This is a genomic window from Streptomyces sp. NPDC057939 (assembly GCF_042887545.1).
Lineage (GTDB): Bacteria > Actinomycetota > Actinomycetes > Streptomycetales > Streptomycetaceae > Streptomyces.
This window is the reverse complement of the sequence record NZ_JBHVPG010000022.1, coordinates 103,907-128,389: the sequence shown is the minus strand read 5'-3', so window position 1 is coordinate 128,389 and position 24,483 is coordinate 103,907. Positions and strand designations below refer to the sequence as shown.

Below are 24,483 nucleotides of genomic sequence, written 5' to 3'. Positions count from 1 at the left end.
CTCATCCACCCCGGATCGAGCCTCGCCGAACAACTCCAGGAAGCACTCCCCGACACCCACGTCGTCAAGACGCTCAACACCATGCTCTTCCCCGTCATGACCGCACCCGCCACACTCACCCAGGCGCCGACCGCGTTCCTCTCCGGCGAGGACCGGCAGGCCAAACAAACCGTGCGCGCACTCCTCACCGACCTCGGCTGGCAGGACCACTGGATCACCGACCTCGGCGGCATCCGAACCGCCCGCGCCACAGAAGCCGCGATCCTCTTCGTACCCCACGTCATCCGCGCCAACGGATTCACACCCTTCGCCATCTCGATCGCCCGCTGACCGTCGAACCAAGCGGGCCGCAGGCGACCGGAGCGGGCGCCGACAGCGAACGAGTTCCCGGTGGGACACGGGATCGCCGCGGGCACGGTCCGAGTCGTTCGCGGAGCTGTCGTTGACATGAGGTCGTCATACATGAACTCTCCTGAACACCAGAGCGCCGGCGTCCAGGTCGACGTCCGGGTGCGACAGGCCGATCTCGGCCGAGACGGCTTGGCAAGCACGATCGGCATGGCCCGCTGGCTGGAGGACGCCCGGATTCGGCTGCGGCTGCGCCGCTTCGAACGCCTCATCGGTGAGGGGGGTTTCGGTTCGTTCCGGATATTGCTCGTCGGCCAGCAGGTCAGTCGACTCGCTCCGGCCGGACCGGCCGGTACTCGAGTGCAGGTGCACACCGGTGTTCGCCGGATCGGGCGCTCCTCCCTCACCTTCGGACAAGAGGCCATGGTCGGCGGAAAGCATGTGGGCAGTGGCGACGCGACCGTCGTGCTGGCCGATGGTTCGGGGCCGCTCCAGCTTCCGGACGAGCTGATCGCCGATCTCCACGAGATGCGGCTACCGGAGACGGAGACGGGGACGGGGACGGGGACGGCAGGAGGGCCACCGGCCACCCGTCTGCGCCCGGAGCGCCTGAACCGCGCCCACTACTCGAACTGGGCCCCGCTGCGTTCCCGGATCGGTGACGTCGACTCCAACCAGCACGTCAACTTCATGGCGCTGGCGACTTGGTACGACGAGGCCGTCGCCGCGTTCGCGTTGGACTCGATCGGGACGTCGGACGGGGGAGCGGTGCCGGATCTGTCGCCCCGGTCGTACCGGATCCGGTATCTCGGTGAGGTCACCTACCCGGGAGACTACGAGATCGGGCTCACGGCCCGTTCCGGCGACACCGGGTCTGTGCACTACGAACTCGGTGTCTTCCGGGGCAGCACCTGTCTGGGTGTGGCCGACGGCATCGGCCCCGAAGGCGAACCGCGCACCAGTCACTTCCCGACACCTCGGGCGTAAGCGCCGGCTGTGGCGGCGCCACCGCCGGCGCACGAGCGCATCGGTGATGACGGAACGCGAGCGCGACCCCTGACGAGCAGGCTTCTCACGGCCTGCTCGTCAGGGGTCGCGCTTTTCGTTGTCGAACTGTGCAAACCGACCACTTCGACGCCCACCCGGTCGCAGAGCTCGGCTCAGCTCATCCCGCCCAATCCGAAGCATCAGCTCCGCCCCTCCCCTCGCCCGCCGCGCTGCGTGCCGTTCATAGGAAGATTGGCGCGGTGTTCACGTGAATCATGGCGGCGTCCTACGGAACACGACGACCACAGGACGGCGTTGAAGCAATGCGTACGAGGGGATCAGAGAGGCATGCACGGTACTGGAGCGGAGGTCGACGGCGCACGCGGGGTATTCGCAGTGGACTCGACCGTCCGGGGCGCCGCACCGCGGGGACTCGACGCTTTCCGGCGCGGGTGGGAGACACAGATCGGCGACGACGTCTTCCAACTGCCGGCCTTCAGCACGGACACGATCGGTGACTTCCGGGTCAAGGGCAAAGTGGCCAAGGTGCACGGCGCGGCGATCGCCGATCTTCACGCCGCTTCGGCGACCCGGACCGCGGACGTCCCTGGCGGCGATCAGGACCTGGTTGCCATGTACGTCGTGCGGCGCGGCGCATGGACCCTCGGAGGCCCGCCCGGTCACGGCGACCGGACCGTGTCGGCCGGGCAGTTCCTCATCCGGCACCTCGGGCGCCTGACGGCCTTCGAGACGACGGCTCACCTCACGGCGAAGTTCATCGTCCTGCCTCCCGGCGAGCTCAAACCCCTGCTCGGTAGCCGCGTCATCACCGGGCCGGCGGACTCGGCCGAGATGCGCTTGCTGACAGCCCTCGCGGACATGATCCACACAACCGTGGCCGACCTGGGCCCGGCCGGGCTGGCAGCTGCCCAGGGCACCCTGGTCGAGCTGTCCAAGGCGGTGGCGCAGGGACGGTTCGACGACGTGGAACCCCGGTTGGCTCCCGCGCTCGCCCGGGCGGCGAAGGACCTCGCGGACCGTCGACTCGCCGACCCCGAACTGTCCCCGGCGATGCTTGCGCGTGAACTCAACGTCTCCGTCCGTACGCTGCACCGGGCCTTCGCCGCCGTGGGTGAGCAGGTGACCACCTACATCCGCCACCGGCGACTGCACGAGGCCCGCCTCGCCCTTGCCGCGCCGTCAGGGCGCCTGAGCATTTCGGAACTCGCCGCACACTGGCAGTTCGCGGACGGCAGTCACTTCACCCGAGCCTTCAAGAAGCACTACGGTCAGACCCCCTCGGAATACGCCCGCTCGACCGGAGCAGCCTCACTCGCGCCGACCCGGAACCCGCCGGGCCACGGACCGACCGAAAGCGCGTGACCGGATCCGGGGCCGCAGCCCGGCGAGAGCTCGGCGAGCGCCGCGGGGCGGCCGCAGTCCGCCCGCGCGGTCCGGACACGACTTGCCCATCGGGAAAGTCAGGAGTAACTTTCCTCATGGGAAAGTAGTCGGGGTGGAGAGGGCGATGGCCATGAGCATGCCGGTGGATGCCGAACAGGCATGGAAGGATCTCCAGCGCATCCGGGTGCCGCAGGAGCGGGTGTACGACGAGTACGAGCGCTCGGCGTCCGGCGGGCGGGGCACGACCTACGGCACGGCCGCGCTCATGTGGGTGTTCCTTGCGGGCGTCGGCATGGACCTGCCCCAGTGGGGCGTCGGATTGTTCCTGGCCGTCTACATCGGCCTGTTGGGTGTGCTGATCGTGATGAGCGGCCGCAGGAGCCGGATGCAACTGCACCGCACCCGCTGTACCGGGCGCATGTGGGCCGTATTCGGTGCGGCGGGGGTGCTGGTAGGCGGGACGGTCGTGTTGGCGGACCATCTGACCGAGGGACTGGAGCCGATCCACGCCGGCCCCATCCAGGCCACCGCCGCGGTGGCCCTGTATCTGCTCTTCCTCGGCCCCGCCAACCGCTGGGCGGCCGACTCGGTGCGGACCACGGGTGCACCGGTGACCGACAAGGAGGCGGGCCGATGAGCACCCCCGCCGGCTTCGACGAACTGATCCACCCCGCCACCCGGCTGTCGGTGGTCGCGCTGCTCGCCGCCACCGAGTGGGCGGACTTCGCGTTCGTCCGCGACAGCCTCTCGCTCAGCGACTCCGCGCTCTCCAAGCAGCTGCACACCCTGGAGGGGGCCGGATACCTGGCGATCCAGAAGGAAGGCGGCGGCCGCAACCGCCGTACGAAGGTACGGCTGACCGACCGTGGCCGCACCGCCTTCGAGGGGCATGTGGCGGCACTCCGGGCCATCGTCGACAGCGCCGGCCTCGCGACGGGGGCGGCACAACAGCACTCCCGCGCGGAGGCGGGAAGATGACGACGGTCGGGCACGCCGACGACCGGCCCGTGATCCGGGTACGCGATCTGACCATGGCGTACGGCGACATCGACGTCCTGCGCGGCGTCGACCTGGACATCCACCGCGGCGAGGTCTTCGCGCTGCTCGGGCCCAACGGCGCGGGGAAGACCACCACCGTCGAGATCCTGGAAGGCTTCCGGCAGCGCTCCGGCGGGGAGGTGAGCGTCCTCGGTACGGATCCCGACCGGGGCGGCGACGCGTGGCGAGCCCGGATCGGACTGGTCCTGCAGTCCTGGCGCGACCACCGCCGCTGGCGGGTCGCCGAGTTGCTGAACCACTTCGCGACCTACTACCCCGACCCGCGCGACCCGGCCGAACTGCTGTCCCTGGTCGGTCTCACCGACCAGGCCGGCAAACAGGTGGACCGCCTGTCCGGCGGTCAGCGCCGCCGCCTGGACGTCGCGCTCGGCATCATCGGCCGCCCCGAACTCCTTTTCCTCGACGAGCCGACCACCGGCTTCGACCCCCAGGCCAGACAGGAGTTCCATGCCCTGGTCGAACAGCTGGCCCATGACGAGGGCGTCACCGTCCTGATCACCACCCACGACCTGGCCGAGGCCGGGCGGCTCGCCGACCGGATCGCCATGCTGGTCGGCGGCCGCATCCGGGGCTGTGGCACGCCCGCGGAACTGGCGCGGCGAGCCGCCGCCCAGGCCGAGGTCCGCTGGACGGCCGACGACGGGACCCCGCGCCGTGAACGCACGGAGGACCCCTCACGGCTGGTCTGGGAACTGCACCGTCACGGGGGCGGCCCGATCGCCGACCTGGAGGTCCGCCGCCCGAGGCTGGAGGACACCTACCTGCACATGGTGCGCCGGGAGGCCGACGGCGCGGACGAAGCCGACGACGCGGACAGCGACGCGCACGAGGAGATACCGGCCGCATGAGGGGGACACACATGACCAACAGTTGGCGTGCCGGGCTCCAGCGCGGCGGAATCGAGCTCCGGCACCTCCTGCGCAACGGCAAGGAGATGTCCGGCCATCTGACCAACGTGGTCGTCGCGTTGCTCGTCGCCCTCTACATCAGCGACGACGTGCCCGGGACCCGAACCCCGATGACACATCTGGTGCTGGCGGGCTTCGCCGCCTACCAGCTCTTCCAGGTCGGGCTGATCAACCTCCCACAGATCCTCGTGACCGAGCGGGAGGAGGGCACCCTGCTGCGGCTGCGCGCCACGCCCGGCGGGATACCTGCCTATCTCGTCGCCAAGTGCCTGCTGGTGGTCGTCCTGGCGATCGGCAACCTGGCGCTGCTCCTGGTCGCCGGGGCGCTGCTCGTGGACGGCCCACTACCGCACGGGCCGGGCGCCTGGGTGACGCTGTTGTGGGTCACCGTACTCGGGCTGCTCGCCGTCGTACCCCTGGGCGCGGCCATAGGCGCCGTACTGCCCAACCCCCGCGAGGCCCTCGCGTTGATCATGCTGCCGACGATGGGGCTGCTGCTCATCTCGGGGGCGGTGTTCCCGATCACCGCGCTGCCCGTGCCGGTCCAGCAGGTGGCCTCGGTCTTTCCGCTCAAATGGATGGCGCAGGGACTGCGTTCGGCGCTGCTCCCGGACTCGGCACGGACCGCTGAGGCGGCCGGCTCCTGGGAACTGCCCATGGTCGCCATGGTCCTCACAGCCTGGGCGGTCCTCGGATTCCTCCTCGCGGTACCGCTCCTGCGCCGCGCCGCCCGCCGCGAGTCCGGCTCGCGGCTGACCGCCCGCCAACGCAAGGCCGCACAGAGCGGCGCACCGGCCGCGTAGCCGGACTCGCGCCTTTCCTCGGTGACCATCCATCGTGGACGGAGAGCCGGTGTCCCGAAGCGGGTTGTTCACCGGGCCTCGGCCGCTGATGGCAACTGCTTCGCGACCTTGTCCCCGAGTGCTTCGAACTCCGACCGCAGGAACGGCTCGGCGAATCTGGCCAGGCCCTTGAAACGCAGCGAAGCGGTGTACGTCATGTGGGTGGCGAGAGCCGATCGGGCCTCGAAACGCATGACGTCGGTGGAGGTCACGGTCTTGTTCACTCCGACGAACACCAGCTCGTGCGCATTCCTGGATTCGAGTCGGTAGACCAAGTCCGTGGTTCGCCCCCGGAAGCGGGAGGTGTTGTGCCAGCGGGCGCCCGGCTCCACCGGCCCGTCATCGATCCGGACACACCGCACGGTGCCGGGGTCCCATTCCTCGGCATGACCGAAGTCTTCCAGGTAGGTGATCAACTCGCCGAGCGGAAGTTCGACGAGGAAACTACGCTCCACCGTGATCACTGGCTCGCTCCTTCAGCTGTCGGAACCGGCCTGTGCCGCTCCCTCACCCCTTCTTCCGCCTCCCGACCGACAACGGATGCCCACACCTCGGCCGGCTTTGCGTCCGTGCGCCTGCCCCGTGACGAAACACCGGTCAGCGTGAGCCCCTGCGCAGTCCTGGCGCTGGGATAACGGGCAGGAGCGCACCGGGGGAGGGTTGGTGCAGCCGGCCGGGAGACCCCAACCGGCCGCTCCCGCAGGGAGGTCGTGATCCGGTCAGATCGTGACCGTGCCGTGGGCGGTGGCGAATTCGACCGAGACCAGGCCCGGTTCCTCATCCTCGACCCAGGTGACGTCGATCTGGTCGAGGGGGTGGTCGGCCGGTTCGCCGAGGAAATCGGCGATGGAGGCGGCGTCGCCGGCGATGGACACGCCGTGGATGGTGGTGGGAGTGCGGGGGTCGGCACTCGGGCGCTCTTCGCCAGGAACCAACCACTGGAGGAAGTAGGGGAGTTGCGGATCCTCCAGCAGTTCCAGCAGGCCGATCTGCTTCCACCTCAGGTCGAACCCGTCAGGGCGGACACGGTGGCCCTCGGCCGACGTGCGGCCGAGGCGGGCCTCGACCGGGGCGAGGTCGTCGACGGAGACCACCCAACCGAGCCAGCCGCCGCCCTCGGCGGCGCGACGCGCGACCGCTTGGCCGAAGGGCGCGCGGTCGGCGGCGGGATGGTCGAGTGTGGTGACGACCTCGACGAAGGTGCCGCCGCTCAGCGGGAGAATGAAATTGCGTGTGCCGAATCTGGGGTGCACGCCCCCGTCGACGAACCCGGCGCCGAGGGCCGATCCGATCCACTGGACGGTCGACACGAAGCTGTCGCGGGCCACTGCGTAGGACACGTGATCAAGTCTCACTGCGCGATCATCACCGGGGAACCCGTGCATATCCCGACGCCACGCCCGCCGCCCGGGGCGTCTCCGGCGTGGATTCAGCCGTGGAGCGGATCGATCGCCGTCATCCCGGCGGGGGAGGCCCCGGTAGAAGCCGCCTGTGGCGCTGTCCGGGCATGACCGTCGAGCTCATGGCGCAGCCATGCCATGAGCGGCGGCCCGGTCAACCGCATGCCAGTGGAACCGGGTGGTACGGGCCGGTGGCGACGGTCGGGGCAGGGGTGGTGGTGTGCGCCGAGTGGTGGAGGATCGGCTTGCCGGGGTCGGGACGCTGGTGAAGGATCAGATTATGGGATACGCCGCTGATATGCCGTCATCCGGTCATTTTCGGCGTGTCGTCCTTCAGCCTGTCTGCTCGACCTCATGAGGAGTGCCATGGAAGACAGCGCGCCGACCCGTCGACGGCTGTTGTGGGGTGCCGCCGGCGCGGCCGGTACGGCCTTGGCCGTTGTCGGGCTGCCCCGGCTGATGGGGCCCGAGGAGAAGGTGAAGGCCGCGCTGCCGAGCACCGTACGCAAGGCCCGCATTGCCGCCGGGCCGCCGGCCACCCCGCGCACGGACCCCTCGGTGGACTACGCCCCCGCCGTCTGGGTCGAAGCCTCCGAGTCCAACTACAGGACCTCCGACCGCCCCGAGACGTATCCCATCGACTACGTGGTCATCCACCTGACGACGGACCCCTTGCCGGTCATGTTCGACAAGTTCATGGACCCCCGGGAGAGGGTGTCGGCGCACTACGTGATCAGCGCGGCGGGCACGCGGATCGCCCAGTGCGTGCGCGAGCGCGACGTGGCCTGGCATTCGGGCAGTGTTTGGTACAACCACCGGAGCATCGGCATCGAGCACGAGGGCTGGACCGATCAGCCCTTCTACACCGACAAGATGTACGAGGCATCAGCCGTGCTCACGGCCACGATCTGCGCGAAGTACGACGTACCGGTCGACCGGGACCACATTCTCGGCCACGTCGAGATCCCGCTGTCCATGCACGAGGACCCCGGGGACGTATGGAACTGGGACACGTACATGAAGCTCGTCGAGGCCGCCCACCGGCGCATCAGCACCTGACACCGGGCCGGGGGCGACCCCGTCATGCGGGCTTGCCGTCCCCGTAGAGCCACGAGTCCCAGATCGAGTCGAGGTCCCGGCCGGCCTTGGCCTCCACGTACGCGGTGAAGTCCTTCGTGGAGGCGTGACCGTGGCGGTGGCGCAGGGCCCAGCCCCGCACCAGCGTGCGGAAGTCCTCGTCGCCCACGGCCTGGCGAATCCTGTGGATCACCATGGCGCCGCGTACGTACACCGGCTGGCCGGAGATGTCGGACGCGGTCGGCGGCTCGGCGGGCGGGAAATTCCACTCGTCGTCGTCCGCGGCCTTGGCGTGGTTGCGGTCGAAGTGGTCCTGGGCGCTCGGCCCACCGTGGTCCTCGGTCCACAGCCACTCCGCGTAGGTCGCGAAGCCCTCGTTGAGCCACATGTCCCGCCAGGTTCGCGGGGTGACGGAGTTGCCGAACCACTGGTGGGAGAGTTCGTGCACCACGTTGGTGGTGTGGAAGATGTCGGCCGGAATGGTCGGCCTCGTCTGGGTCTCCAGGGCGTAGGGCACATCGGCCGCCTGATCGACGATCAGCCCGGCGGCGGAGAAGGGATAGGGGCCGAACCTACCCTCGGCCCATTCCATGATCTCGGGGAACCGGCCGAGGACCGCCCCGTCCTCGTCGACGCTCGCCGTCGTGTCCATCGCCGACACGATCGGGACGCCCGATCGGGTACGGGACGTCTTGATGTCGTAGCTTCCGATGGCAACGGTCGCCACATGGCCGGCCATGGGTTCGACCTGGCGCCAGTGGAAGGTGGTGCGGTCGCCACTGGTGCGCCGGGCGTGCAGCCGCCCGTTGGAGATCGCCTGCACCCCCTTGGGCACCGTGACGGTGATGTCGTACGAGGCCTTGTCCGACGGGTGATGGTTGCCCGGGAACCAGGACATCGATCCCGTCGGCTCACCGAACGCGACCGCTCCGTTGTCCGTCCTCAGCCAGCCTTCGCGCCACCCGTGGTCATGCGTGATCGACTCCGGCACGCCCGCGTAGCGCACGACACTCCGGAAGACGGCGCCCTTCCTGAGGTGATCGCGCGGCCGCAGGGTCAGCTCCTGCCCGTCCCGCCGAACCTGTGCCTTGCCGCCGTCGACGGTGGCGCTCAGCACCTCCATCCCGAGTAGGTCGAGATTGAAGGCGCTGAGGTCCGCAGTGGCCTTGGCGGTGATCTCCGCAGTGCCGTCGAGGCGCCCGCTCCCCGGATCGTAAGCCAGGTCCAGGGCGTAGTGGGTGACGTCGTAGCCGCCATTGCCGAGCACCGGGAAGTACGGGTCACCGGCGCCTGCGGCACCGGGGCGCCCGCCCCGGAACACCGCGGCACCGGGTCCCGTACGAGCCGCGTCCGCGCCGGTACGGGCCCCCGCCCTCGCCTCCGCACCGGCACGGGCACTCGCTCCTCCGCCGTGGCCCTCGGACTCCGAGCACGCGGGGAGGACGACGAGCATGCCCGCCACCGCGAAGGCGGCCAGACGTCCGGAGGTCTTCACGCAGCCGATCATGACCCAGCCCCCGAGCACCCCGACCCCGCCACGCCGTGCCCGTGGCTCGACCGGCGGACACGACCCGGATCCCGCCGGCCACGTCGCGAAGCACCTCGCACGCGAGCAGGGACCGAGCTGCTACCCCAAGCCTTCGCTTCCCGGCGCGGTGGCGCTCGGCGACGGCCGCCTCCAGCGCGAGGACGCTGGATCGCACCGAGACGGCGGGAAGAGGGTTGGGCACTGCGGTGTCAGGTGAGACTGGCGACAGGCGGACTGAGCCGAAACGGGGGCGGGGCCGGCATGCGATGGGTGTTCCGGTGGATCGTAAGGGGATCGGGTGAGACCCGGATTCTGGACGTGTATGACATCGCGTTCCTGGCGGGCGGGGCCCGGCGGGTGGTGGATGCCGCGGTCATCGCGCTGAACCGACGCGGGCTGCTCGTGGTGCACGCCTCGCAGGTGCGTACTGTGGCTGTGGAAGAGCCCCTCCACGCCGTTGAGCGTGCTGTCGCCGCCTTCTGCGGGCGCACCAGGAGCATCGACGCCGTACGCGCCGGTTTGCAACGCTCCCCGGAGGTCGAAGCGATAGGCCGCGGGCTGGCCACCTGGGGCTTGGTGGCGGGCGCGGACCGTCAGGTGACCCGTGCGGGCCGCAGACACCTCCAGCAGGCCGAGTGCGACCCGAGCATGCCGGCGTACGTCTTCGTCGAAAGCAGCGCGCTAGGGGAGGCGCCCGTGCGACGCCCGACCGACCGCGCGCAGCCGGTCCAACCCGGTCGAGGCCCGACACCGGGGCGCGGGGGCCGGAGCAGGACGCCGCGGCGCCGGTTCCCGCGCTTCGACGTCGACTCCGATCCCGGGTCGGGTACGGGCAGCCACTCCGGCGGCGGTCACAGCTGCGGAGGCGGAGGAGGCGGCGGAGGAGGCGGCGAGTGAGGTCTGACAGTCCCTTCGCGCTGCGGGTCGGATTGCCCAGACTTCGATGTCACTGGACGTCTTCGCTCCGTGGGGCCGTCCGGCTCCCGGCCGCGTGTCCGCCCGTCTCGTCGGTGGCCGGGGCATGTTGCGGCACTGCTGTCGGCTGACCTTGCCGACGTCACCGGACCGACCAGGGCGTTGCGCTCCACTCGACACGCTCGCCATCGATGAACGCCGTCAACACCTCCACGGTTGCGTCGGGTTGCTCATCGGGAATGAAGTGTCCGGCCTGTGGGATGACGACACCTGTCGCGTTCTTGACCCACGGGCCGATGGAGGCGGCCATGTCGGGGATCGAGCCGTGGGAGCCGGAGATTCCCAGGACGGGGACCCTCAAGTGCCCCCGTTCGAGAGCGTCATGATTCCTGCGCGCTGATTCCGCTGCGTCGCGGTAGTAGGAGAGGGACGCTGAAAGCCCTCCCTCGGCCGCGATGGCGGCGGCGTAATGGTCGATCTCGGCGTCGTCGAAGGTGTCCGGGGACAGAGTCTTGACCTTCAAGAACCAGCCGACGTAGTCGCGCTCGCGGCCGGTGAGCAGGCTCTCGGGCAGTTCGGGCACCAAGTGGAAAGCGAAGTGCCAGGTCTTCCACGCTCGGTCGGGGTCCGTCGGGACGGATTCCGGGAGGGTGATTCCGGGAATGCCGGCGTCGAGCAGGGCGACACCGTGCAGGCGCTCTTCGCACTTCAGGGCCAGCGAGAAGGCGACCCATGCACCGATGTCGTGGGCGACGAGCCAGTACCTCTGCACGTCGAGTGCGGTCAGCGCGGCCTGGACGCGCGAAGCGACGGTGTGCGTGTCGTAGCTCCCTCGAGGGCGGTCGGAGTGACCCTGACCCGGCAGGTCGATCGCGATCACATGGAACCGCTCGGCAAGACCTGGCATCACCTTTCGCCAGGCCCACCAGGTCTGCGGGAATCCTGCGAGCAGAACGACGGTGGAACCATCCGGCCGTCCGCCTTCCACCGCATGGAGTCGGATCCCTTCTGCTTCGACCCAGCGGTGAGTGAAACCCACGAGGTCGTACAGCGGCAACCCGGGGACCGGGTTCTGGTCGCAGGAGCGGTTCGGAGCTGTCGCGTCGTCGGTCATGCGTCGAGCCTACGGCATCTTGAACTGATCAGTTCAAGATAAGGTGGGGCAGGAGCGGGGCCACGATCGGCTGGTACAAGAACGAGGTGCGTGCGTGATGGCCGGTAAGAAGCAGTTCGACGTGGGCATCGCGCTCGACGCGGCGATGGCCCGGTTCTGGCGGGCGGGATACGCCGACACGTCTCTCGACGACCTCTCCCGGGCGACCGGATTGAACCGCAGCTCCATCTACTCCTCGTTCGGCGACAAGGATTCGCTCTACCTGCGCTGCCTGGACCGCTACGCCGCACGGTACGGAATCAGGTACGACGAGGCGCTTTCATGCGCGTCCGAGGAACCGCTCCGAGCGGTACGGGCGTTCTTCGAGGTCACCCTGCAGCGCATCGCCGACCCTGACGTACCCGACGGATGCCTGGTCGCCCAGACCGCGATGGCGGCGCCGGCGCTCAGCCCCACCATCGCCGCACGTGCGATCGAAGCCCTTGACGCTCAGCATGCGCGGCTGCGGACCGCCCTGAGCGCCGCGCGGTTGGCCGAGGGCGATGCCGACGACTTCGCGGTTCACCTGACGGCCGTCAACCAGTCGCTGGCCGTGATGAGCAGGACCGGGTCGAGCCAGGAGCAGCTCCGCACGGTCATCGACATCAGCATGAGTGCGCTGTCGCACGCCTTGCGCGCCCGGAGCTGACCCAGCCGTTTCGCCTCGGCTCTGTGCCCTACCCTGGCCCGGATCCGTCAGCGCGCCTTCCGGACGCAGCTTCCGCGGACGGGCCGGGTGGATCCGTGTCGAGCCCGTACGTCCCGGCCGCGGGCCCGCACGTCCGCCCGGCACCCGCCCCGCACACCTCGTAGGGCCGTGCCTCCATCGTTTCCAACAGGCAGCAGGCCGGACGCCGGTCCTGACACGCGAACGTGTCCCGGACCTCGCCCGGCGCCAGCCGGCTCTCCAGGAACGCGAACGGGTCCAAGGACTCGATCCGCGCCTGTTCCCGCTCCTGCGCCTCCCGGTCATGGTCCTCCCGTTCCCGCGCCTCCCGGTCACGGTCCTCCCCCTCCCGCTCACGGCCCTCCGGCGCCCATGTCCCACGCTGCTCCTCACACTCGTAAGTCGGGATCCGGACCGCTGACCGCCGTTCCATGCCGCCCCCTCCAGTCGCCCTGCCGACAGGTGCACCCGCTCCTCATGAATCGATGTCCATCAGGAAGGGCGCGCACGCCGGGGAGGGCCGCTCGGAGCCGTTGGATTCCGGGCAGGGCCTCATCGCCGGGGAGTCTCACGGGGCGCGGGGGAGCGCCCGTGCGGTAGTGGGGTCCCGGACGGTCATGGTCGGCCTGGAGTCCTGTGGACGTTCGCGCCTGCCGAGGCCTCCCGGCCCGCGCCGTTGGTGTCCGGTCGTCTTGACCCTGACGCGACGGCACGGTTTCTACTGAAGCCCGGACGGTCCGGGGCGGTCACGTTCCGGTCGACAGGGCACCGAGGGATGAGGAACGTGGAGATGGGCACCGTGACCGAGAAGAACCTGACCCTGCTGCGTACGGCCTATGGGAGGTTGGAGCGAGCAGACGTCGAAGCGTGCGCACAACTGCTCACCGAGGACTTCATCGCCAACGTCCCCGGGATGGCTGACCCCCTCCACGGCCGGGAGGTGTGGAAGCTCGGGGCGCGGGCCATGTGGGATGGATTTCCCGACCTGCGGATCACGGTCGAGGACATGTTCGGGGCCGGGGATCGGGTGGCCGTGCGCGTCCACTTCAGCGGAACGCACCGGGGTTCCTTTCAGGGATTCGCGCCGACGGGCCGGGAGGTCGGTTTCCGGAGCCTGGAGATCTACCGCGTCGAGGACGACCGCATCGCCGAGGAGTGGGTCGCTCCCGACATGATCAGCCTCATGCGGCAGATCGCACCCGAGACCGCCCCCGCCCCACAGTGACGCACCGGTCGGTGTTCCGCTTGTCCGCCTCGGCATCGCCGCACTACGGTGCCGGTGTGGACCTCTTCACCCACTCCTGGACGGCGTTGCGGACGGCGGTCGCGGAGATCCCGGATCCGGACTTCGCGCGGCCGTCGGGCTGTGCCGGCTGGCTCGTGCGGGACCTCGTCTGCCACCTCGTCATCGATGCCCAGGACGTCCTGATCACCCTTGCCACCCCGGCGTCGAATGAGCCTACCGTCGACGCGGTGACCTACTGGCACGTCGAGGAGCGACCTCCGACCGGCGCGGACCCGCTCGACGCCCTCACCGTTCGACTGGCCGCCGCGTACGGCGACCCGCACCTGCTGCGGTTCCACCTGGACGACGTCGGCTCCGCAGCCGGCCGCGCCGCAGAGCTCGCCGATCCGTCGGCCCGAGTGAGCACCCGCGACGAGATCCTCACCGTGAGTGACTACCTCGGTGCGTACGTTCTGGAGTGGACGTTGCACCACCTCGACCTGATCGCCCACCTCCCGGACGCGCGACCCCTCCCGCCCGAGGAGGGGCTGGCACGCTCCCGCGCCTTGCTGGAGCGGATCGCCGGAGCGGCGTTCCCCCCGTCGTTCAGCGATCGGGACGCACTCCTGATCGGCACCGGCCGCATCGCGCCCAGCAAGGCGCAGAGCGCCGAACTGCGCGACACGGCGGCGAGGTTCCCGCTTTTCCTGGGCTGATCGGCCACGGCGGTGGAACGAAGGGGTCGGCCTTCCGTCGCGCTGGTGATCGTTTCGCAGCCGACCTCGGTCGGGACCGAATTCGTTTCCTTGACGCGTCACGGGAGATCGCGAGCATGACGGCGGCCTCTCAGGTCAGGGGACGACCGCATCACCGCGCCTACCCGCTCGCACCACCCCGCTCCGCCCCACCGATGGCGACCGTCTGCCCTGGCTGCGCGGGCTTCTCCACGACTCGGCGGACGAAGAACCACAGGGCGGCTGTGGCCTCCGCGGCGTGCCGGGCAGTGGCCTCGGGGGCCAGTCCGCGCCTGGGTCGGGCCGTCTGGGGCGGCCCGCGTGCCTGCCCGGGCCCCGGCAGCGGATCGGGGTCGCTCCGGGGATCGCCCCGCATCTCGCTCGATCGGACTAAGCGGCGCCGCCCCGCGCTGCCGTTTGCTGGGGGGATGAGCAGCCCCCGGACCCCGCCCCCGTCCCCGCCCCCGTCCCCATCCCCGTTCTCGTCACCGTCACCGTCACCGTCACCGTCTTCGCGCCCGCCCGTGCGGGGGGATCCCGGGGACGACGGCTACAGCAAACGGCTCAGGCCCCGCCACATCACCATGATCGCGATCGGCGGAGCCATCGGCACCGGACTCTTCCTCGGTGCGGGCGGACGCCTCGCCACCGCCGGCCCCTCGCTCGCCCTCGCCTACGCGCTCTGCGGGATCTTCGCCTTCCTCGTCGTCCGCGCACTGGGCGAACTGGTCGTCCACCGCCCCTCCTCCGGCGCCTTCGTGAGCTATGCCCGCGAATTCATGGGAGAGAAGGGCGCCTACGCGGCCGGCTGGACGTACTTCCTGTGCTGGGCCACCACAGGCATGGCCGACATCACCGCAGCCGCCACCTACGCGCGCTTCTGGCCGGTCTTCGCACACGTCCCCCAGTGGGTGCTCGCGCTCGGCGCACTGACCCTGGTCCTCGTCACGAACCTGATCTCGGTGCGCTCCTTCGGCGAGACGGAGTTCTGGTTCTCCGTCGTCAAGGTGGGGGCCCTCACCGCCTTCATGGTCCTCGCCGTCGTCCTGATCGCGACCCGCCACCCCGTCGGCGGACACGTGCCGGGCCTCACGACGATCACGGACCACGGCGGCGTCTTCCCCGCCGGATTCCTGCCCGTGCTGTTGGTCATGCAGGGTGTCGTCTTCGCCTACGCCGGCCTCGAACTGTGCGGAGTCGCCGCCGGAGAGACCAAGGACGCACGCAAGGTCGTCCCCAGGGCGCTCAGGACGATCATGTGGCGGATCGTGTTCTTCTACGTCGGTTCCGTCGTCCTCCTCACGCTCCTCCTGCCGAGCTCCGCCTACTCGGCGGATCAGAGCCCGTTCGTCACCGTCCTCACCCGGCTCGGCATCCCCGGTGCGGCCTCCGTCATGAACCTCGTGGTCCTCACGGCGGCGCTGTCCTCGCTCAACTCCGGTCTGTACGCCACCGGACGCATCCTGCGCTCGATGGCTGTTGCGGGTTCGGCTCCGAGGTTCACCGCCCGTATGAACCGGGGGCGGGTGCCGTACGGCGGCATCCTGCTCACCGCCTCCTTCGGCGTGCTCGGCGTGGTCCTGAACTACTTCGTGCCCGCGCAGTCCTTCGAGGTCGTCATCAACTTCGCGTCGGTCTGTGTCCTCGCCACCTGGGGCATGATCATGATCTCTTCGCTGCTGTTCTGGAACCGGTCCCGGCGCGGGCTGGTCGCCCGCCCCGCCTATCGGATGCCAGGGGCCCCGTACACCCAGGCGGTCACCCTGCTGTTCCTGATCGGCGTGCTCGGCCTCATGAGCGCCGACCACGGGGTGGGGACGATGACCGTGCTCGCCGTACCGGTCGTAGCGGCAGTGCTGACCGGTGGTTGGTTTCTGGTCCGGCGGAGGGTTCGCGGAACGGCTGCGGCGCCTCCGGCCCCCGACCGGCCGATGACTTGAACCGGCCCGATCAGGTCTCGGCCGGGCGGCATACCGGGATATCGGATACCGGATACCGGGTGGTCGCGTCCCGTCGGGCCGTCAGGTGACTCTGGACAGGTTCCGGTGCTGCTGTGATGATCAGTTGCATGACTGAGTTCCGAAAGGCCCATGCCGCGTAGACGGCCCGGCGCGCTGCGCGCGCCACAACGACCGGTGTCACAACAGCCCTATGGATCTGCCCGCCACCAGGGCAAGGGGGATGCCAGGCGTTGGCGTCTGTCCGCACGGACCGTTGCCCTGATGTACAGCGAGGAGTGCCGCCGCCCGCATGACGGGTTGTGGCCCGGAGCGACCGGAGACGCGCTGGCTGCCTACCGCGGCTTCCTCGCTCTTCCGGGCAAATACCTGTATCTGAGATTGTCGATCTGCGGTTGTGATCAACATGAGTTCCTGGACAACGTCGCGGTAGCACGGGACCTCCTCGAAACGGCCGTGTCCAGGCTCCCTCCGCGTCCCCGCAGGGAACTGGAGGGGCTGCTGGCACGACTGGATGACGAACTGTGGCGTAGGACCCTGCCGGACCCGTTCGCATACCGCCAGGCGCATCGCAGGGGCGGTTGGTGGCACTGGCGGCTCTATCACGAGACGAGCCACATGTGACACTCCCGTCGAGAGCGCCAGGTCAGAAGCAGAGTTCAGGAAGCAGGGCACGGGCATTGGACGCGACCCTGTCGAACCGCCAGGTCCGACGTGACCTTTCGAAGACCCGCGGGTGCCACCGTGTGACCATCACATGGTTCTGTTGACCGTCAGCCGTCGTGGCGTCATTCGCAAGGCGGCATCGTCGAGAGGAAAGAGCAGCACATGCGTCGCCGTCCGGTCCGGCCCCTGCTCCGCGCGGCTGTGATGGGCGCGGTGGCCCTCCTCGGGGCCTGCCTGATGATCGGCGGGCCGTTCGATTGGTCGACTCAACCGCTCAGCGAACGCGCTCTGATCGATGCCCTGCCGCGCGGGAAGGACATGCCTGGATATCACGCGCGCCGAGCCGGCGCGGACCTGTCCTTGAGTCCTTCCCAGGAGCATCTGTGTGGCCCCGTCAGCACTGCGCTGATCACGCGTCATCACAAGCCTGCGGGAATGACCCAGGTGATGCTCACGCCCTTGGGGCAGGAAAAGCAGCAGCATCACATCGAGTCCTACAGCTACACGGAGGACGACGCCGAACGGATCATGGGCAGGATTCGTGCAGCCGTACCGACCTGTGCGCACTACAACTCCTTCTACGCGGACCTCTACTCGCGCCACGGCCTGAGGCCGGCGAAGTCCCCGTACCAGGTGGGGGACGAAATGGTCACCTACCGAATGCTCGAACCACCGCCCGGAGACGTTGCGTTGGCGGGTTCCCAAATCCCGATGGAGCCGGGGCCTCTCCAGGAACCCGGCAGGACGATCACGTTCGTCCGGACGGGCGGTGTCATCACCCAATACAAGGATCCTGTCCCGAAAGCCGTGGCCGAAGAACTTCACAGGAGATTCAGGCGGGCCGCGGCATGGACCACGTCGCCCACCGCAAGTGCCGATGACCGGCATGGTTCCCATGACCCTGGCTCGAAGCGTCCCGGGCGCCCGCAGGCTTGACGCCGACCGCCCGGCGCAGTGCCATGAATACGGATCGAGGGGGGTGCGGGATGAGCAACGAGGATGGCGACACCGGGAGCCCGGATGGCGACCGCCCACGGCATTCGATTCGGCCAGGATTCGAAGACCATTTCTGGCTGTTGCCGCTCGCGCTGATCGTGGCCGTGTTCTTCGTGATCGGTCTCGTGGGCGCGGACACCGGAGGCGGGCACGAGGACGGTTGTACCGGGTGGCGCTGAACGGGCGTGGGTGCGGGTGCGGGTGTGGGCGAAGGAGCCGACCGGCCGACCGGTGTTTCGTGGACGGTGGCCGAAGCCGCCGCGGGACGGTCGGACGGCGGGCTGCCGGCCCTGGTTGTCGACGTGGCGGCAGTTGATCAGGCGTCAGGGTCGACTTCTGGGTGCGTGAACCGTACGGGCTTGCCGAGCGACCGGGCGTAGCCGATTTCGGCGCGGGTGCTGTCTCCGATGTAGTCGCCGACCACGAGCACCTCGTCAGCGAGCCGGATCTTCGCCCGGTGCAGAGCATCGAGTCGAACCTTCAGCGCCTCGGCCTCGACGGGATCGGACCAGAGTTCGTGCGGCGACTTCATGTCGCAGCCCGGTTTGACGACGATCCTTCCGTCTTTGGTCTCCCGCAGATCAGCCTCGTTCATCTCGGCCATGAAGCGGGTGGAGCCGCAGATCACGACGATGGGCGGGAGGCTCGACAGCCTCTTCGCGGCGGTGAGCTTCTCCTCGGGGGTCGGCAGTTGCCGTTCCGACACTGGTTCCTCCTGTGTGGTGTGGGGCAGCCGAGCCGGTCGGCGAGGTACGTGACCTCGGCGAGCCCGGGGCCGGCCGAGTCCGCGCGGGCCGCCGGTCGGACCGCACTGCCGCAATCGTCCCTGACCGCCCTTGGCTTCCGGAATCATCGGATCGCCGGCGAGCAGGAGCCTGCTCCGGCCGGCATCGTGGCCGGCCGTCTCGGCGCCGTCGGGTCCGTCTCCGGCGGGTACTTCGAAGGATACGGAGGGGGTGGTGTTGCACCTGACGTAGCGGCATGTGGTGTGGTCGAGGCACGACAGCAGGAAAGGCTCCGTCTCATGTACTCCTTCATCGCGCCGCCCCGCAAGGTCAAGATCGGTGATGCGGCCGCGTTCGCCGGGACCACCCCGCGCGCCATCCGCCACTACCACCAGATCGGCCTGCTGCCGGAGCCGGAGCGAGGGGGAGACGGCCGCCGCCGCTACGGCTACGACGACGTGATCCGCCTGCTGTGGATTCGCAAGATGGCAGAGGTCGGCATCAGCCTGGACGACATGCGGGCCGCGACCGACGAAGCCCGGGGCATCGAGGACGTCCTGAGCCGCCTGGAGGAAACCTTGGCCGCCAGGGAGGCCGAAATCGAGCGTCAGCGCGCGGCTGTGCACCGTTTGCAGGCGGTGGGCAACCCGCTGGGGCTGCTCTCCGAACTGGTCACGGACCGGCTCGGCCACCTGCCCCCGGGCGCACTGCGCCCCTCCGACCTGGACGCCCTGCTGGTCACGGAACGGGTCTTCGGCCCGCTGGGAGCCGCCATCCAAGCGGGCGTCCTCGTCGTGTTGGCCACCCACCCCGACCTGAGGGCCGAGGACGACCGACTCGATGCCGCCGAGGCGGCGCTCGACGACTGCGTCGACCCCCACGACCCACGCGTCGAAGAACTCGCCGTCCGACGATGCGCCCATCAAAGGGCCCTGGAACAGGCCATCGAGGCAGCCGGGCTGGATGCGGCGGATGAGGAGCTCTTCGAGACCTATGACGCCGACTTGAAGGGGGAGGAGGACACGCGGATGAGCGCCTTCGAAGCGATCACCAAAATGCCCTACGACTTCTCTCCCGCCCGAATGCGCTGTACGGAACTCACGGCGCAACTCCTCGCCGCCGCCAACTCCCCGGACCACTGATCGCCTTGACGTTCGTGCCCGCGCTGGGACGCTACCGGCGTCCCCCGAGACCGACCGCCAGCGTCAGTTCGAGGACCAGCTGCGGTGACCCGAGATCGGGAAACAGTTCACGCAGCTGCGACATCCGGTATCGGACGGTCTGGGGATGGACGAACAACGCGGCCGCCACCTCGTCCCGCCGGCCCTGGTGCAGCAGCCACGCCCGTAGTGTCTCCTCGAGCCGCCGCGAGGTCGCGTCGGGCACGGTCCGCAACGGTGCGAGGGCTCGCGTCCGAAGGTCTGCGAACGCGTCCGCGTCGGCGCTCAGGACCAGCTCGGGCAGGTGTTCCTCGGTGTCGCGGATGTCGGGGGAGAGGGAGCGCGCGCGTACGGCTCGTGCGTACGAGGCGGACGCCCGCGTCCACGGCCGGGCCGGGCCGACCACGGCGGTGCGGTCGGGCAGCTGCCTCAGAAGGTGTGCCCGGTCGGCATCGGGGACGAGCAGCACGCCGGAGGCGTCCGGCAGATCGTCGAGGACGAGGGTGCCCGGATCGAGCACGCGGTAGGTGGGCCGGGCCTGGGCGGCGGGCAGCAGGACCGCCGTCAGGGAAATCGGCGGCTGCCACCTGGCCCGTTGAGCGGCGGCGAGGAGTGCGTCCGGGCTCGCGCCGGCCAGGAGGTCGCGGGCCAGCTGTTCCAGGTGGCGCTCGTGCGCCCGGCCCCGGGCGGCCAGTTCGTCGGCGTGACCCGCGGCGCTCGCGGCGGACAGCTCGTCGATGTAGGCGAAGGTCAGCTCGGCGAACTTGGCGACCTCGGCGGCGGGCAGGCCCGCGGGTACGGCGCCTGCGGCCAGGCCCCGCCACGCCACGCGGGCGCCGACCCGGTAGGCGCTGAGCAGGGCGTCCATCGAACGTCCGTCGCGGACCTCGCCGCGGCCCAGCTCGTAGGCCGCGGCGCCGGCGTCGCCGCCCGTGGCGTTCCCGCTCGCCAGGTCCAGGTAGAGGCCCAGGGCGGTGCGGACGGACCGACGGATGGTGGCGCCCATTCGGCCGGAAAGCGCGTTGGCGTACGGAGGGACCTCGTCGATGATCGCCTGGACGACCTCGTCGGCGGTGGTCCTCAGCGCGGCCCGAAGCGCGGTGACCGTCGTCTCATCCAGGACCAATTCACTGGCCCTCCGGATTGCATGGCTCACGTTTTTGTTCCCTGCGAACAATTCCACTGATCAGATTCACGTCCTACGGACAGGACTTTACCCCCGGAAGCGCATCAAGCTGGGGTCATGACGAGTGCAGCCCTCCGCAGTAGGGCGTGGAAACTGCTGGAGATGGTCACGACGCCGCTGCTGCCGTCGGACTACCTCGACCTGGTCGTCCCGCTGCGTGCGGGCGCCGACCTGCGGGGGCGCATCGAGGCCGTGCACCCCGAGACGGGTGACGCCGCGACCATCGTGATCAGACCGGGACGGGGCTGGCGCGGCCACACGGCCGGTCAGTACGTGCGGATCGGGGTCGACGTCGACGGGGTGCGCCTGTGGCGTGCCTACTCCGTCACCTCGCCGACGAACCGCCGCGACGGCCGGATCACGATCACCGTGAAGGCGATCCCGGGCGGCAAGGTCAGCAACCACCTGGTCCGCCGGGCGACACCGGGCACGCTGATCCAGCTCGACCAGGCCACCGGTGATTTCGTGCTGCCGCGGACCAAGCCCGCCAAGGTGCTCTACCTCACGGCCGGCAGCGGCATCACGCCGGTGATGGGCATGCTGCGCGACACCGATCTCGACGACGTCGTCATGGTCCACTCGGCGCCTCGGCCGCACGACGTGATCTTCCGCGACGATCTCCACGACCTGGTCGCGGACGAGAGGCTGCGCCTCACCGAGGTGCACACCGAGACGGACGGCATGCTCGACATCGCCCGTCTCTGTGAACTCGTGCCCGACTGGGCCGAGCGCGAGACCTGGGCGTGCGGGCCCGTGGGCCTGCTCGACGCCGCCGAGGAGCACTGGAGCGGGCACGGCATCCCGGAGCGCCTGCACACCGAACGCTTCCGCGTCAACGCCGTCGTCGCCGGCGACGGTGGCGAGGTGACGTTCGCCGCCACGGGCAGGACCGTCGACGCGGACGGTGCCACGCCGCTGCTGGACGTCGGCGAGGAGGCCGGGGTGCTCATGCCGGCGGGGTGCCGCATGGGCATCTGCTTCGGCTGCGTCACACCGCTCACGGCGGGCGCCGTCCGCGACCTGCGCACCGGGGAGATCACCGAAGCCGGGCCGGGCGTCCTCATCCAGACCTGCGTGTCCGCCGCGGCGGGCCCTTGCGACATCGAACGGTAGGAGCACCTTGACCGCCATCGACCCCACCGCCCACCTGACCGCGGAGCAGATCGAGGAACTCGGCCGCGAGCTGGACGCGATCCGCGACGAGGTGATCGCCGGCCGCGGCGAGAAGGACGCCGCCTACATCCGTAAGGTCATCTCGGCGCAGCGCAAGCTCGAACTGGTCAGCAGGGGCGTCCTACTGTTCTCGATCTTCCCGCCCGCGTGGCTGATCGGCACCGCCGGACTGTCCGTGGCGAAGATCATCGAGAACATGGAGATCGGCCACAACGTCCTGCACGGCCAGTGGGACTGGATGCGGGACCCGAAGATCCACTCCACCACCTGGGACTGGGACCACGTCTCGCCGGCCGACCAGTGGAAGCACTCGCACAACGAGCTGCACCACACGTACACCAACGTGATCGGCAAGGACAACGACCTCGGCTACGGCATCATGCGCGTCGACGAGGACCAGAAGTGGCACCCGTTCCACCTCGGCCAGCCGGTGTGGAACTTCATCAACGCCTGCTTCTTCGAGTACGGCATCGCCGCCTACGACCTGGAGCTCGGGAAGAACCTGCACAAGCGCCGCCGCAAGAACCCGGAGTTCCGTGCGCGCGCCAGGGCCGTGGGCCGCAAGATCCGCAAGCAGGTGCTCAAGGACTACGTGATCCACCCGCTCCTCTCGGGCCCGTCCTTCCTCCCCACGCTCGCCGCCACCTTCACCGCGAACCTGGTCCGCAACATCTGGACCCACTCGGTCATCATGTGCGGGCACTTCCCCGAGGGCGTGCAGGTCTTCGAGCGCCGGTCGATCACGGGCGAGACGCGCGGCCAGTGGTACCTGCGCCAGATGATGGGCTCGGCGAACATCAGCGGCAGCAAGGCCATGCACTTCATGACCGGCAACCTGTCGCACCAGATCGAGCACCACCTGTTCCCGGACCTGCCGAGCAACCGGTACGCCGAGGTCGCGATCAAGGTACGAGCGCTGTTCGAGAAGTACGAGCTCCAGTACGTCACCGGACCCCTGCCCAAGCAGGTGTACTCCGCGTGGCACAAGGTCTTCCGGCTCTCGCTGCCGAACAAGAAGCCCAAGGTCACGACGCCGGACCGCGAGCAGGAGCTCGTCGCCGCCTGACCTCGCCGCGCCGGCCCCGGGCGGTCAACGCCCGGGGATCGGGGTGCGCACCCCGACCTCCCGGGCGGTCACCGAGCGCTACTTCGCCCCACCGCTTCCCAGCGCTTCGAGGGCCTCCTCCATCTCGCGGACCCTGCGGCGCAGCCGCACCAGTTCCTCGCGCTCGGACGTGGTCAGCGTGCCCGCCGGCCCCTGGCCCCGCTCCGCCGCCAGCTCCTCCGCGATCGCCACCGCGAACGCGTCCACGTCGTCCTCGGTGGTGTCGAAGGAGGTCATCCAGCGGACCTCACCGGCCTGCTCGTCCCAGGTGTAGAAACGGAAGCGCTTCTGGAGACGCTCGGTGACGGCCGGTGGCAGGACGGCGAATATCTGGTTGGCCTGCACCGGGCGGGAGATCTCCAGACCCGGCAGGTCGCGCACCGCCTCGTACAGCCGCCGGGTCATCGCGTTGGAGCGGGCCGCCGACCGCAGCCAGAGGTCGCTGCCGAGCAGCGCCTCGAACTGCACCGACATGAAGCGCATCTTGGAGCCCAGCTGCATGCTCGTCTTGCGCAGGTGCGCCATGCCGCGCACCGCGTCCTCGTTGAGCACGATCACCGCCTCGCCGAAGAGCAGCCCGTTCTTGGTGCCGCCGAGCGAGAGGACGTCCACACCGACGTCGGTGGTCATCTCGCGCAGGGACGCGCCGAGGGTGGCCGCGGCGTTGGCGAGCCGGGCGCCGTCCAGGTAGACGAGCATGCCGAGGTCGTGCGCGTGGTCGCAGATCGCACGGATCTCGTCCGGCGTGTAGCAGGTGCCGAGCTCGGTGGACTGCGCGATCGAGACGACCTTGGGCCGGGCCCGGTGCTCGTCCTCGAAGCCCCATGCCTGGCGGTCGATCAGCTCGGGGGTGAGCTTGCCGTCCCACGCGGGCACCGTCAGGAGCTTGATGCCGGCGACCTTCTCGGGCGCCCCGCCCTCGTCGACGTTGACGTGCGCCGACTCGGCGCAGACCACGGCGTCCCACCGGTCGAGCATGGTCTGGAGCGCGACCACGTTCGCGCCGGTGCCGTTGAAGACCGGGTACGTCTGCGCGGTGGGTCCGAAGTGGCCGCGCACCACTTCCTGGAGGCGCTCGGTGTAGACGTCCGCGCCGTAGCTGACCTGGTGGCCGCCGTTGGCCAGTGCGATCGCCGCAAGGACCTCGGGGTGCGCCCCCGCGTAGTTGTCGCTGGCGAAGCCGCGCTCGTCCGGGTCGTGTCGTCGTTGTACGGTCATGGTGCTCGCTGCTCGCTCACTTGTTTCGGTCGTAACGGTGTGACAGATG

General features: G+C 69.5%; 25 protein-coding genes and 1 pseudogene. 19 read left to right on the top strand and 7 right to left on the bottom strand.

Annotation, left to right across the window (positions count from 1 at the left end; all coding sequences use genetic code 11):
* The 7 genes and pseudogenes from ACFVS6_RS23765 to ACFVS6_RS23735 all read left to right on the top strand — a co-directional run.
* Positions 1–330, top strand: a pseudogene (locus ACFVS6_RS23765) (NADP oxidoreductase); the annotation flags it as partial.
* A 132-nt stretch (positions 331–462) separates the two neighbouring features.
* A complete protein-coding gene (locus tag ACFVS6_RS23760; protein WP_389706631.1) occupies positions 463–1,335 on the top strand; it encodes a hypothetical protein in 873 nt (290 codons plus the stop codon).
* A gap of 348 nt (positions 1,336–1,683) precedes the next feature.
* A complete protein-coding gene (locus tag ACFVS6_RS23755; protein WP_389706629.1) occupies positions 1,684–2,718 on the top strand; it encodes a helix-turn-helix domain-containing protein in 1,035 nt (344 codons plus the stop codon).
* Positions 2,719–2,863: 145 nt separating this feature from the next.
* Positions 2,864–3,376, top strand: a complete 513-nt coding sequence (locus tag ACFVS6_RS23750) for a hypothetical protein (RefSeq protein WP_389706627.1) — start codon at positions 2,864–2,866, stop codon at positions 3,374–3,376.
* On the top strand, positions 3,373–3,717 hold the full coding sequence (locus ACFVS6_RS23745; protein WP_389706625.1) for a transcriptional regulator: 345 nt from the start codon (positions 3,373–3,375) through the stop codon (positions 3,715–3,717). Before ACFVS6_RS23750 ends, ACFVS6_RS23745 begins: the two co-directional genes overlap by 4 nt.
* Entirely contained in the window at positions 3,714–4,646 is a 933-nt protein-coding gene (locus tag ACFVS6_RS23740) for an ABC transporter ATP-binding protein (protein WP_389706623.1), read from the top strand. The genes ACFVS6_RS23745 and ACFVS6_RS23740 overlap by 4 nt, the downstream gene beginning before the upstream one ends.
* 11 nt (positions 4,647–4,657) lie before the next feature.
* Positions 4,658–5,509 (top strand): ABC transporter permease, encoded by an 852-nt coding sequence (locus ACFVS6_RS23735; protein WP_389706621.1) that lies wholly within the window; start codon positions 4,658–4,660, stop codon positions 5,507–5,509.
* Positions 5,510–5,577: 68 nt separating this feature from the next.
* On the opposite strand, the gene ACFVS6_RS23730 is transcribed toward ACFVS6_RS23735, so the two are convergent.
* Together ACFVS6_RS23730 and ACFVS6_RS23725 are read right to left on the bottom strand one after the other, a co-directional pair.
* Positions 5,578–6,012, bottom strand: a complete 435-nt coding sequence (locus tag ACFVS6_RS23730) for an SRPBCC family protein (protein WP_389706619.1) — start codon at positions 6,010–6,012, stop codon at positions 5,578–5,580.
* 255 nt (positions 6,013–6,267) lie between these two features.
* Positions 6,268–6,888 (bottom strand): VOC family protein, encoded by a 621-nt coding sequence (locus tag ACFVS6_RS23725; RefSeq protein ID WP_389706617.1) that lies wholly within the window; start codon positions 6,886–6,888, stop codon positions 6,268–6,270.
* Positions 6,889–7,314: 426 nt separating this feature from the next.
* On the opposite strand from ACFVS6_RS23725, the gene ACFVS6_RS23720 reads away from it, so the two are divergent.
* Entirely contained in the window at positions 7,315–8,007 is a 693-nt protein-coding gene (locus tag ACFVS6_RS23720; protein ID WP_389706615.1) for an N-acetylmuramoyl-L-alanine amidase, read from the top strand.
* A gap of 22 nt (positions 8,008–8,029) precedes the next feature.
* On the opposite strand, the gene ACFVS6_RS23715 is transcribed toward ACFVS6_RS23720, so the two are convergent.
* Positions 8,030–9,478, bottom strand: a complete 1,449-nt coding sequence (locus tag ACFVS6_RS23715; RefSeq protein WP_389706639.1) for a M1 family metallopeptidase — start codon at positions 9,476–9,478, stop codon at positions 8,030–8,032.
* Positions 9,479–9,814: 336 nt separating this feature from the next.
* Between ACFVS6_RS23715 and ACFVS6_RS23710 the strand changes: the two genes are divergently transcribed.
* Positions 9,815–10,450 carry a TIGR04222 domain-containing membrane protein gene (locus ACFVS6_RS23710; protein ID WP_389706613.1) on the top strand — a complete coding sequence of 212 codons (636 nt, stop codon included), beginning with the start codon at positions 9,815–9,817 and terminating at the stop codon, positions 10,448–10,450.
* Positions 10,451–10,610: 160 nt separating this feature from the next.
* On the opposite strand, the gene ACFVS6_RS23705 is transcribed toward ACFVS6_RS23710, so the two are convergent.
* The gene (locus tag ACFVS6_RS23705) at positions 10,611–11,582 is read right to left on the bottom strand and encodes an alpha/beta fold hydrolase (protein WP_389706611.1); all 972 of its coding nucleotides are present in this window, start codon (positions 11,580–11,582) and stop codon (positions 10,611–10,613) included.
* 97 nt (positions 11,583–11,679) lie between these two features.
* Between ACFVS6_RS23705 and ACFVS6_RS23700 the strand changes: the two genes are divergently transcribed.
* The 7 genes from ACFVS6_RS23700 to ACFVS6_RS23670 all read left to right on the top strand — a co-directional run bounded on the left by ACFVS6_RS23700 (position 11,680) and on the right by ACFVS6_RS23670 (position 18,046).
* Positions 11,680–12,270: a TetR/AcrR family transcriptional regulator gene (locus ACFVS6_RS23700; RefSeq protein ID WP_389706610.1), complete on the top strand. Its 591-nt coding sequence runs from the start codon at positions 11,680–11,682 to the stop codon at positions 12,268–12,270.
* Between the two features lie 808 nt (positions 12,271–13,078).
* Positions 13,079–13,513 carry an ester cyclase gene (locus ACFVS6_RS23695; protein ID WP_389706608.1) on the top strand — a complete coding sequence of 145 codons (435 nt, stop codon included), beginning with the start codon at positions 13,079–13,081 and terminating at the stop codon, positions 13,511–13,513.
* Between the two features lie 56 nt (positions 13,514–13,569).
* Entirely contained in the window at positions 13,570–14,229 is a 660-nt protein-coding gene (locus ACFVS6_RS23690; RefSeq protein WP_389706606.1) for a maleylpyruvate isomerase N-terminal domain-containing protein, read from the top strand.
* A gap of 542 nt (positions 14,230–14,771) precedes the next feature.
* The gene (locus ACFVS6_RS23685; RefSeq protein WP_389706605.1) at positions 14,772–16,187 is read left to right on the top strand and encodes an amino acid permease; all 1,416 of its coding nucleotides are present in this window, start codon (positions 14,772–14,774) and stop codon (positions 16,185–16,187) included.
* Positions 16,188–16,469: 282 nt separating this feature from the next.
* Positions 16,470–16,829, top strand: a complete 360-nt coding sequence (locus tag ACFVS6_RS23680) for a hypothetical protein (RefSeq protein WP_389706603.1) — start codon at positions 16,470–16,472, stop codon at positions 16,827–16,829.
* 204 nt (positions 16,830–17,033) lie between these two features.
* The gene (locus ACFVS6_RS23675) at positions 17,034–17,807 is read left to right on the top strand and encodes a hypothetical protein (protein WP_389706601.1); all 774 of its coding nucleotides are present in this window, start codon (positions 17,034–17,036) and stop codon (positions 17,805–17,807) included.
* Positions 17,808–17,857: 50 nt separating this feature from the next.
* Positions 17,858–18,046, top strand: coding sequence for a hypothetical protein (locus ACFVS6_RS23670; protein ID WP_389706599.1), 189 nt, complete (start codon positions 17,858–17,860; stop codon positions 18,044–18,046).
* A gap of 137 nt (positions 18,047–18,183) precedes the next feature.
* Here ACFVS6_RS23670 and ACFVS6_RS23665 read toward each other — a convergent pair whose 3' ends face one another.
* On the bottom strand, positions 18,184–18,573 hold the full coding sequence (locus ACFVS6_RS23665; RefSeq protein WP_389706597.1) for a hypothetical protein: 390 nt from the start codon (positions 18,571–18,573) through the stop codon (positions 18,184–18,186).
* A gap of 318 nt (positions 18,574–18,891) precedes the next feature.
* Between ACFVS6_RS23665 and ACFVS6_RS23660 the strand changes: the two genes are divergently transcribed.
* Positions 18,892–19,734, top strand: a complete 843-nt coding sequence (locus ACFVS6_RS23660) for a MerR family transcriptional regulator (protein WP_389706595.1) — start codon at positions 18,892–18,894, stop codon at positions 19,732–19,734.
* A 31-nt stretch (positions 19,735–19,765) separates the two neighbouring features.
* On the opposite strand, the gene ACFVS6_RS23655 is transcribed toward ACFVS6_RS23660, so the two are convergent.
* Positions 19,766–20,908 (bottom strand): PucR family transcriptional regulator, encoded by a 1,143-nt coding sequence (locus ACFVS6_RS23655; protein ID WP_389706593.1) that lies wholly within the window; start codon positions 20,906–20,908, stop codon positions 19,766–19,768.
* A gap of 87 nt (positions 20,909–20,995) precedes the next feature.
* Between ACFVS6_RS23655 and ACFVS6_RS23650 the strand changes: the two genes are divergently transcribed.
* Together ACFVS6_RS23650 and ACFVS6_RS23645 are read left to right on the top strand one after the other, a co-directional pair.
* Positions 20,996–22,051, top strand: a complete 1,056-nt coding sequence (locus ACFVS6_RS23650) for a ferredoxin reductase (RefSeq protein ID WP_389706591.1) — start codon at positions 20,996–20,998, stop codon at positions 22,049–22,051.
* 7 nt (positions 22,052–22,058) lie between these two features.
* Complete coding sequence (locus tag ACFVS6_RS23645; RefSeq protein ID WP_389706589.1) at positions 22,059–23,177, top strand: fatty acid desaturase family protein; 1,119 nt, start codon at positions 22,059–22,061, stop codon at positions 23,175–23,177.
* A gap of 78 nt (positions 23,178–23,255) precedes the next feature.
* Here the strand turns inward: ACFVS6_RS23645 and ACFVS6_RS23640 are convergent, their stop codons facing one another.
* Positions 23,256–24,434 (bottom strand): threonine aldolase family protein, encoded by a 1,179-nt coding sequence (locus ACFVS6_RS23640; RefSeq protein ID WP_389706587.1) that lies wholly within the window; start codon positions 24,432–24,434, stop codon positions 23,256–23,258.
* Positions 24,435–24,483: the final 49 nt, after the last annotated feature.

Coding starts and splice junctions, on each gene's coding strand:
- ACFVS6_RS23745 (WP_389706625.1), top strand. CDS start 3,373: ATGAGCACCCCCGCCGGCTTCGACGAACTGATCCACCCCGCCACCCGG.
- ACFVS6_RS23680 (WP_389706603.1), top strand. CDS start 16,470: ATGTACAGCGAGGAGTGCCGCCGCCCGCATGACGGGTTGTGGCCCGGA.
- ACFVS6_RS23705 (WP_389706611.1), bottom strand. CDS start 11,582: ATGACCGACGACGCGACAGCTCCGAACCGCTCCTGCGACCAGAACCCG.
- ACFVS6_RS23720 (WP_389706615.1), top strand. CDS start 7,315: ATGGAAGACAGCGCGCCGACCCGTCGACGGCTGTTGTGGGGTGCCGCC.
- ACFVS6_RS23760 (WP_389706631.1), top strand. CDS start 463: ATGAACTCTCCTGAACACCAGAGCGCCGGCGTCCAGGTCGACGTCCGG.
- ACFVS6_RS23650 (WP_389706591.1), top strand. CDS start 20,996: ATGACGAGTGCAGCCCTCCGCAGTAGGGCGTGGAAACTGCTGGAGATG.
- ACFVS6_RS23640 (WP_389706587.1), bottom strand. CDS start 24,434: ATGACCGTACAACGACGACACGACCCGGACGAGCGCGGCTTCGCCAGC.
- ACFVS6_RS23670 (WP_389706599.1), top strand. CDS start 17,858: ATGAGCAACGAGGATGGCGACACCGGGAGCCCGGATGGCGACCGCCCA.
- ACFVS6_RS23710 (WP_389706613.1), top strand. CDS start 9,815: ATGCGATGGGTGTTCCGGTGGATCGTAAGGGGATCGGGTGAGACCCGG.
- ACFVS6_RS23675 (WP_389706601.1), top strand. CDS start 17,034: ATGCGTCGCCGTCCGGTCCGGCCCCTGCTCCGCGCGGCTGTGATGGGC.
- ACFVS6_RS23740 (WP_389706623.1), top strand. CDS start 3,714: ATGACGACGGTCGGGCACGCCGACGACCGGCCCGTGATCCGGGTACGC.
- ACFVS6_RS23660 (WP_389706595.1), top strand. CDS start 18,892: ATGTACTCCTTCATCGCGCCGCCCCGCAAGGTCAAGATCGGTGATGCG.
- ACFVS6_RS23715 (WP_389706639.1), bottom strand. CDS start 9,478: ATGCTCGTCGTCCTCCCCGCGTGCTCGGAGTCCGAGGGCCACGGCGGA.
- ACFVS6_RS23735 (WP_389706621.1), top strand. CDS start 4,658: ATGACCAACAGTTGGCGTGCCGGGCTCCAGCGCGGCGGAATCGAGCTC.
- ACFVS6_RS23755 (WP_389706629.1), top strand. CDS start 1,684: ATGCACGGTACTGGAGCGGAGGTCGACGGCGCACGCGGGGTATTCGCA.
- ACFVS6_RS23700 (WP_389706610.1), top strand. CDS start 11,680: ATGGCCGGTAAGAAGCAGTTCGACGTGGGCATCGCGCTCGACGCGGCG.
- ACFVS6_RS23750 (WP_389706627.1), top strand. CDS start 2,864: ATGGCCATGAGCATGCCGGTGGATGCCGAACAGGCATGGAAGGATCTC.
- ACFVS6_RS23695 (WP_389706608.1), top strand. CDS start 13,079: ATGGGCACCGTGACCGAGAAGAACCTGACCCTGCTGCGTACGGCCTAT.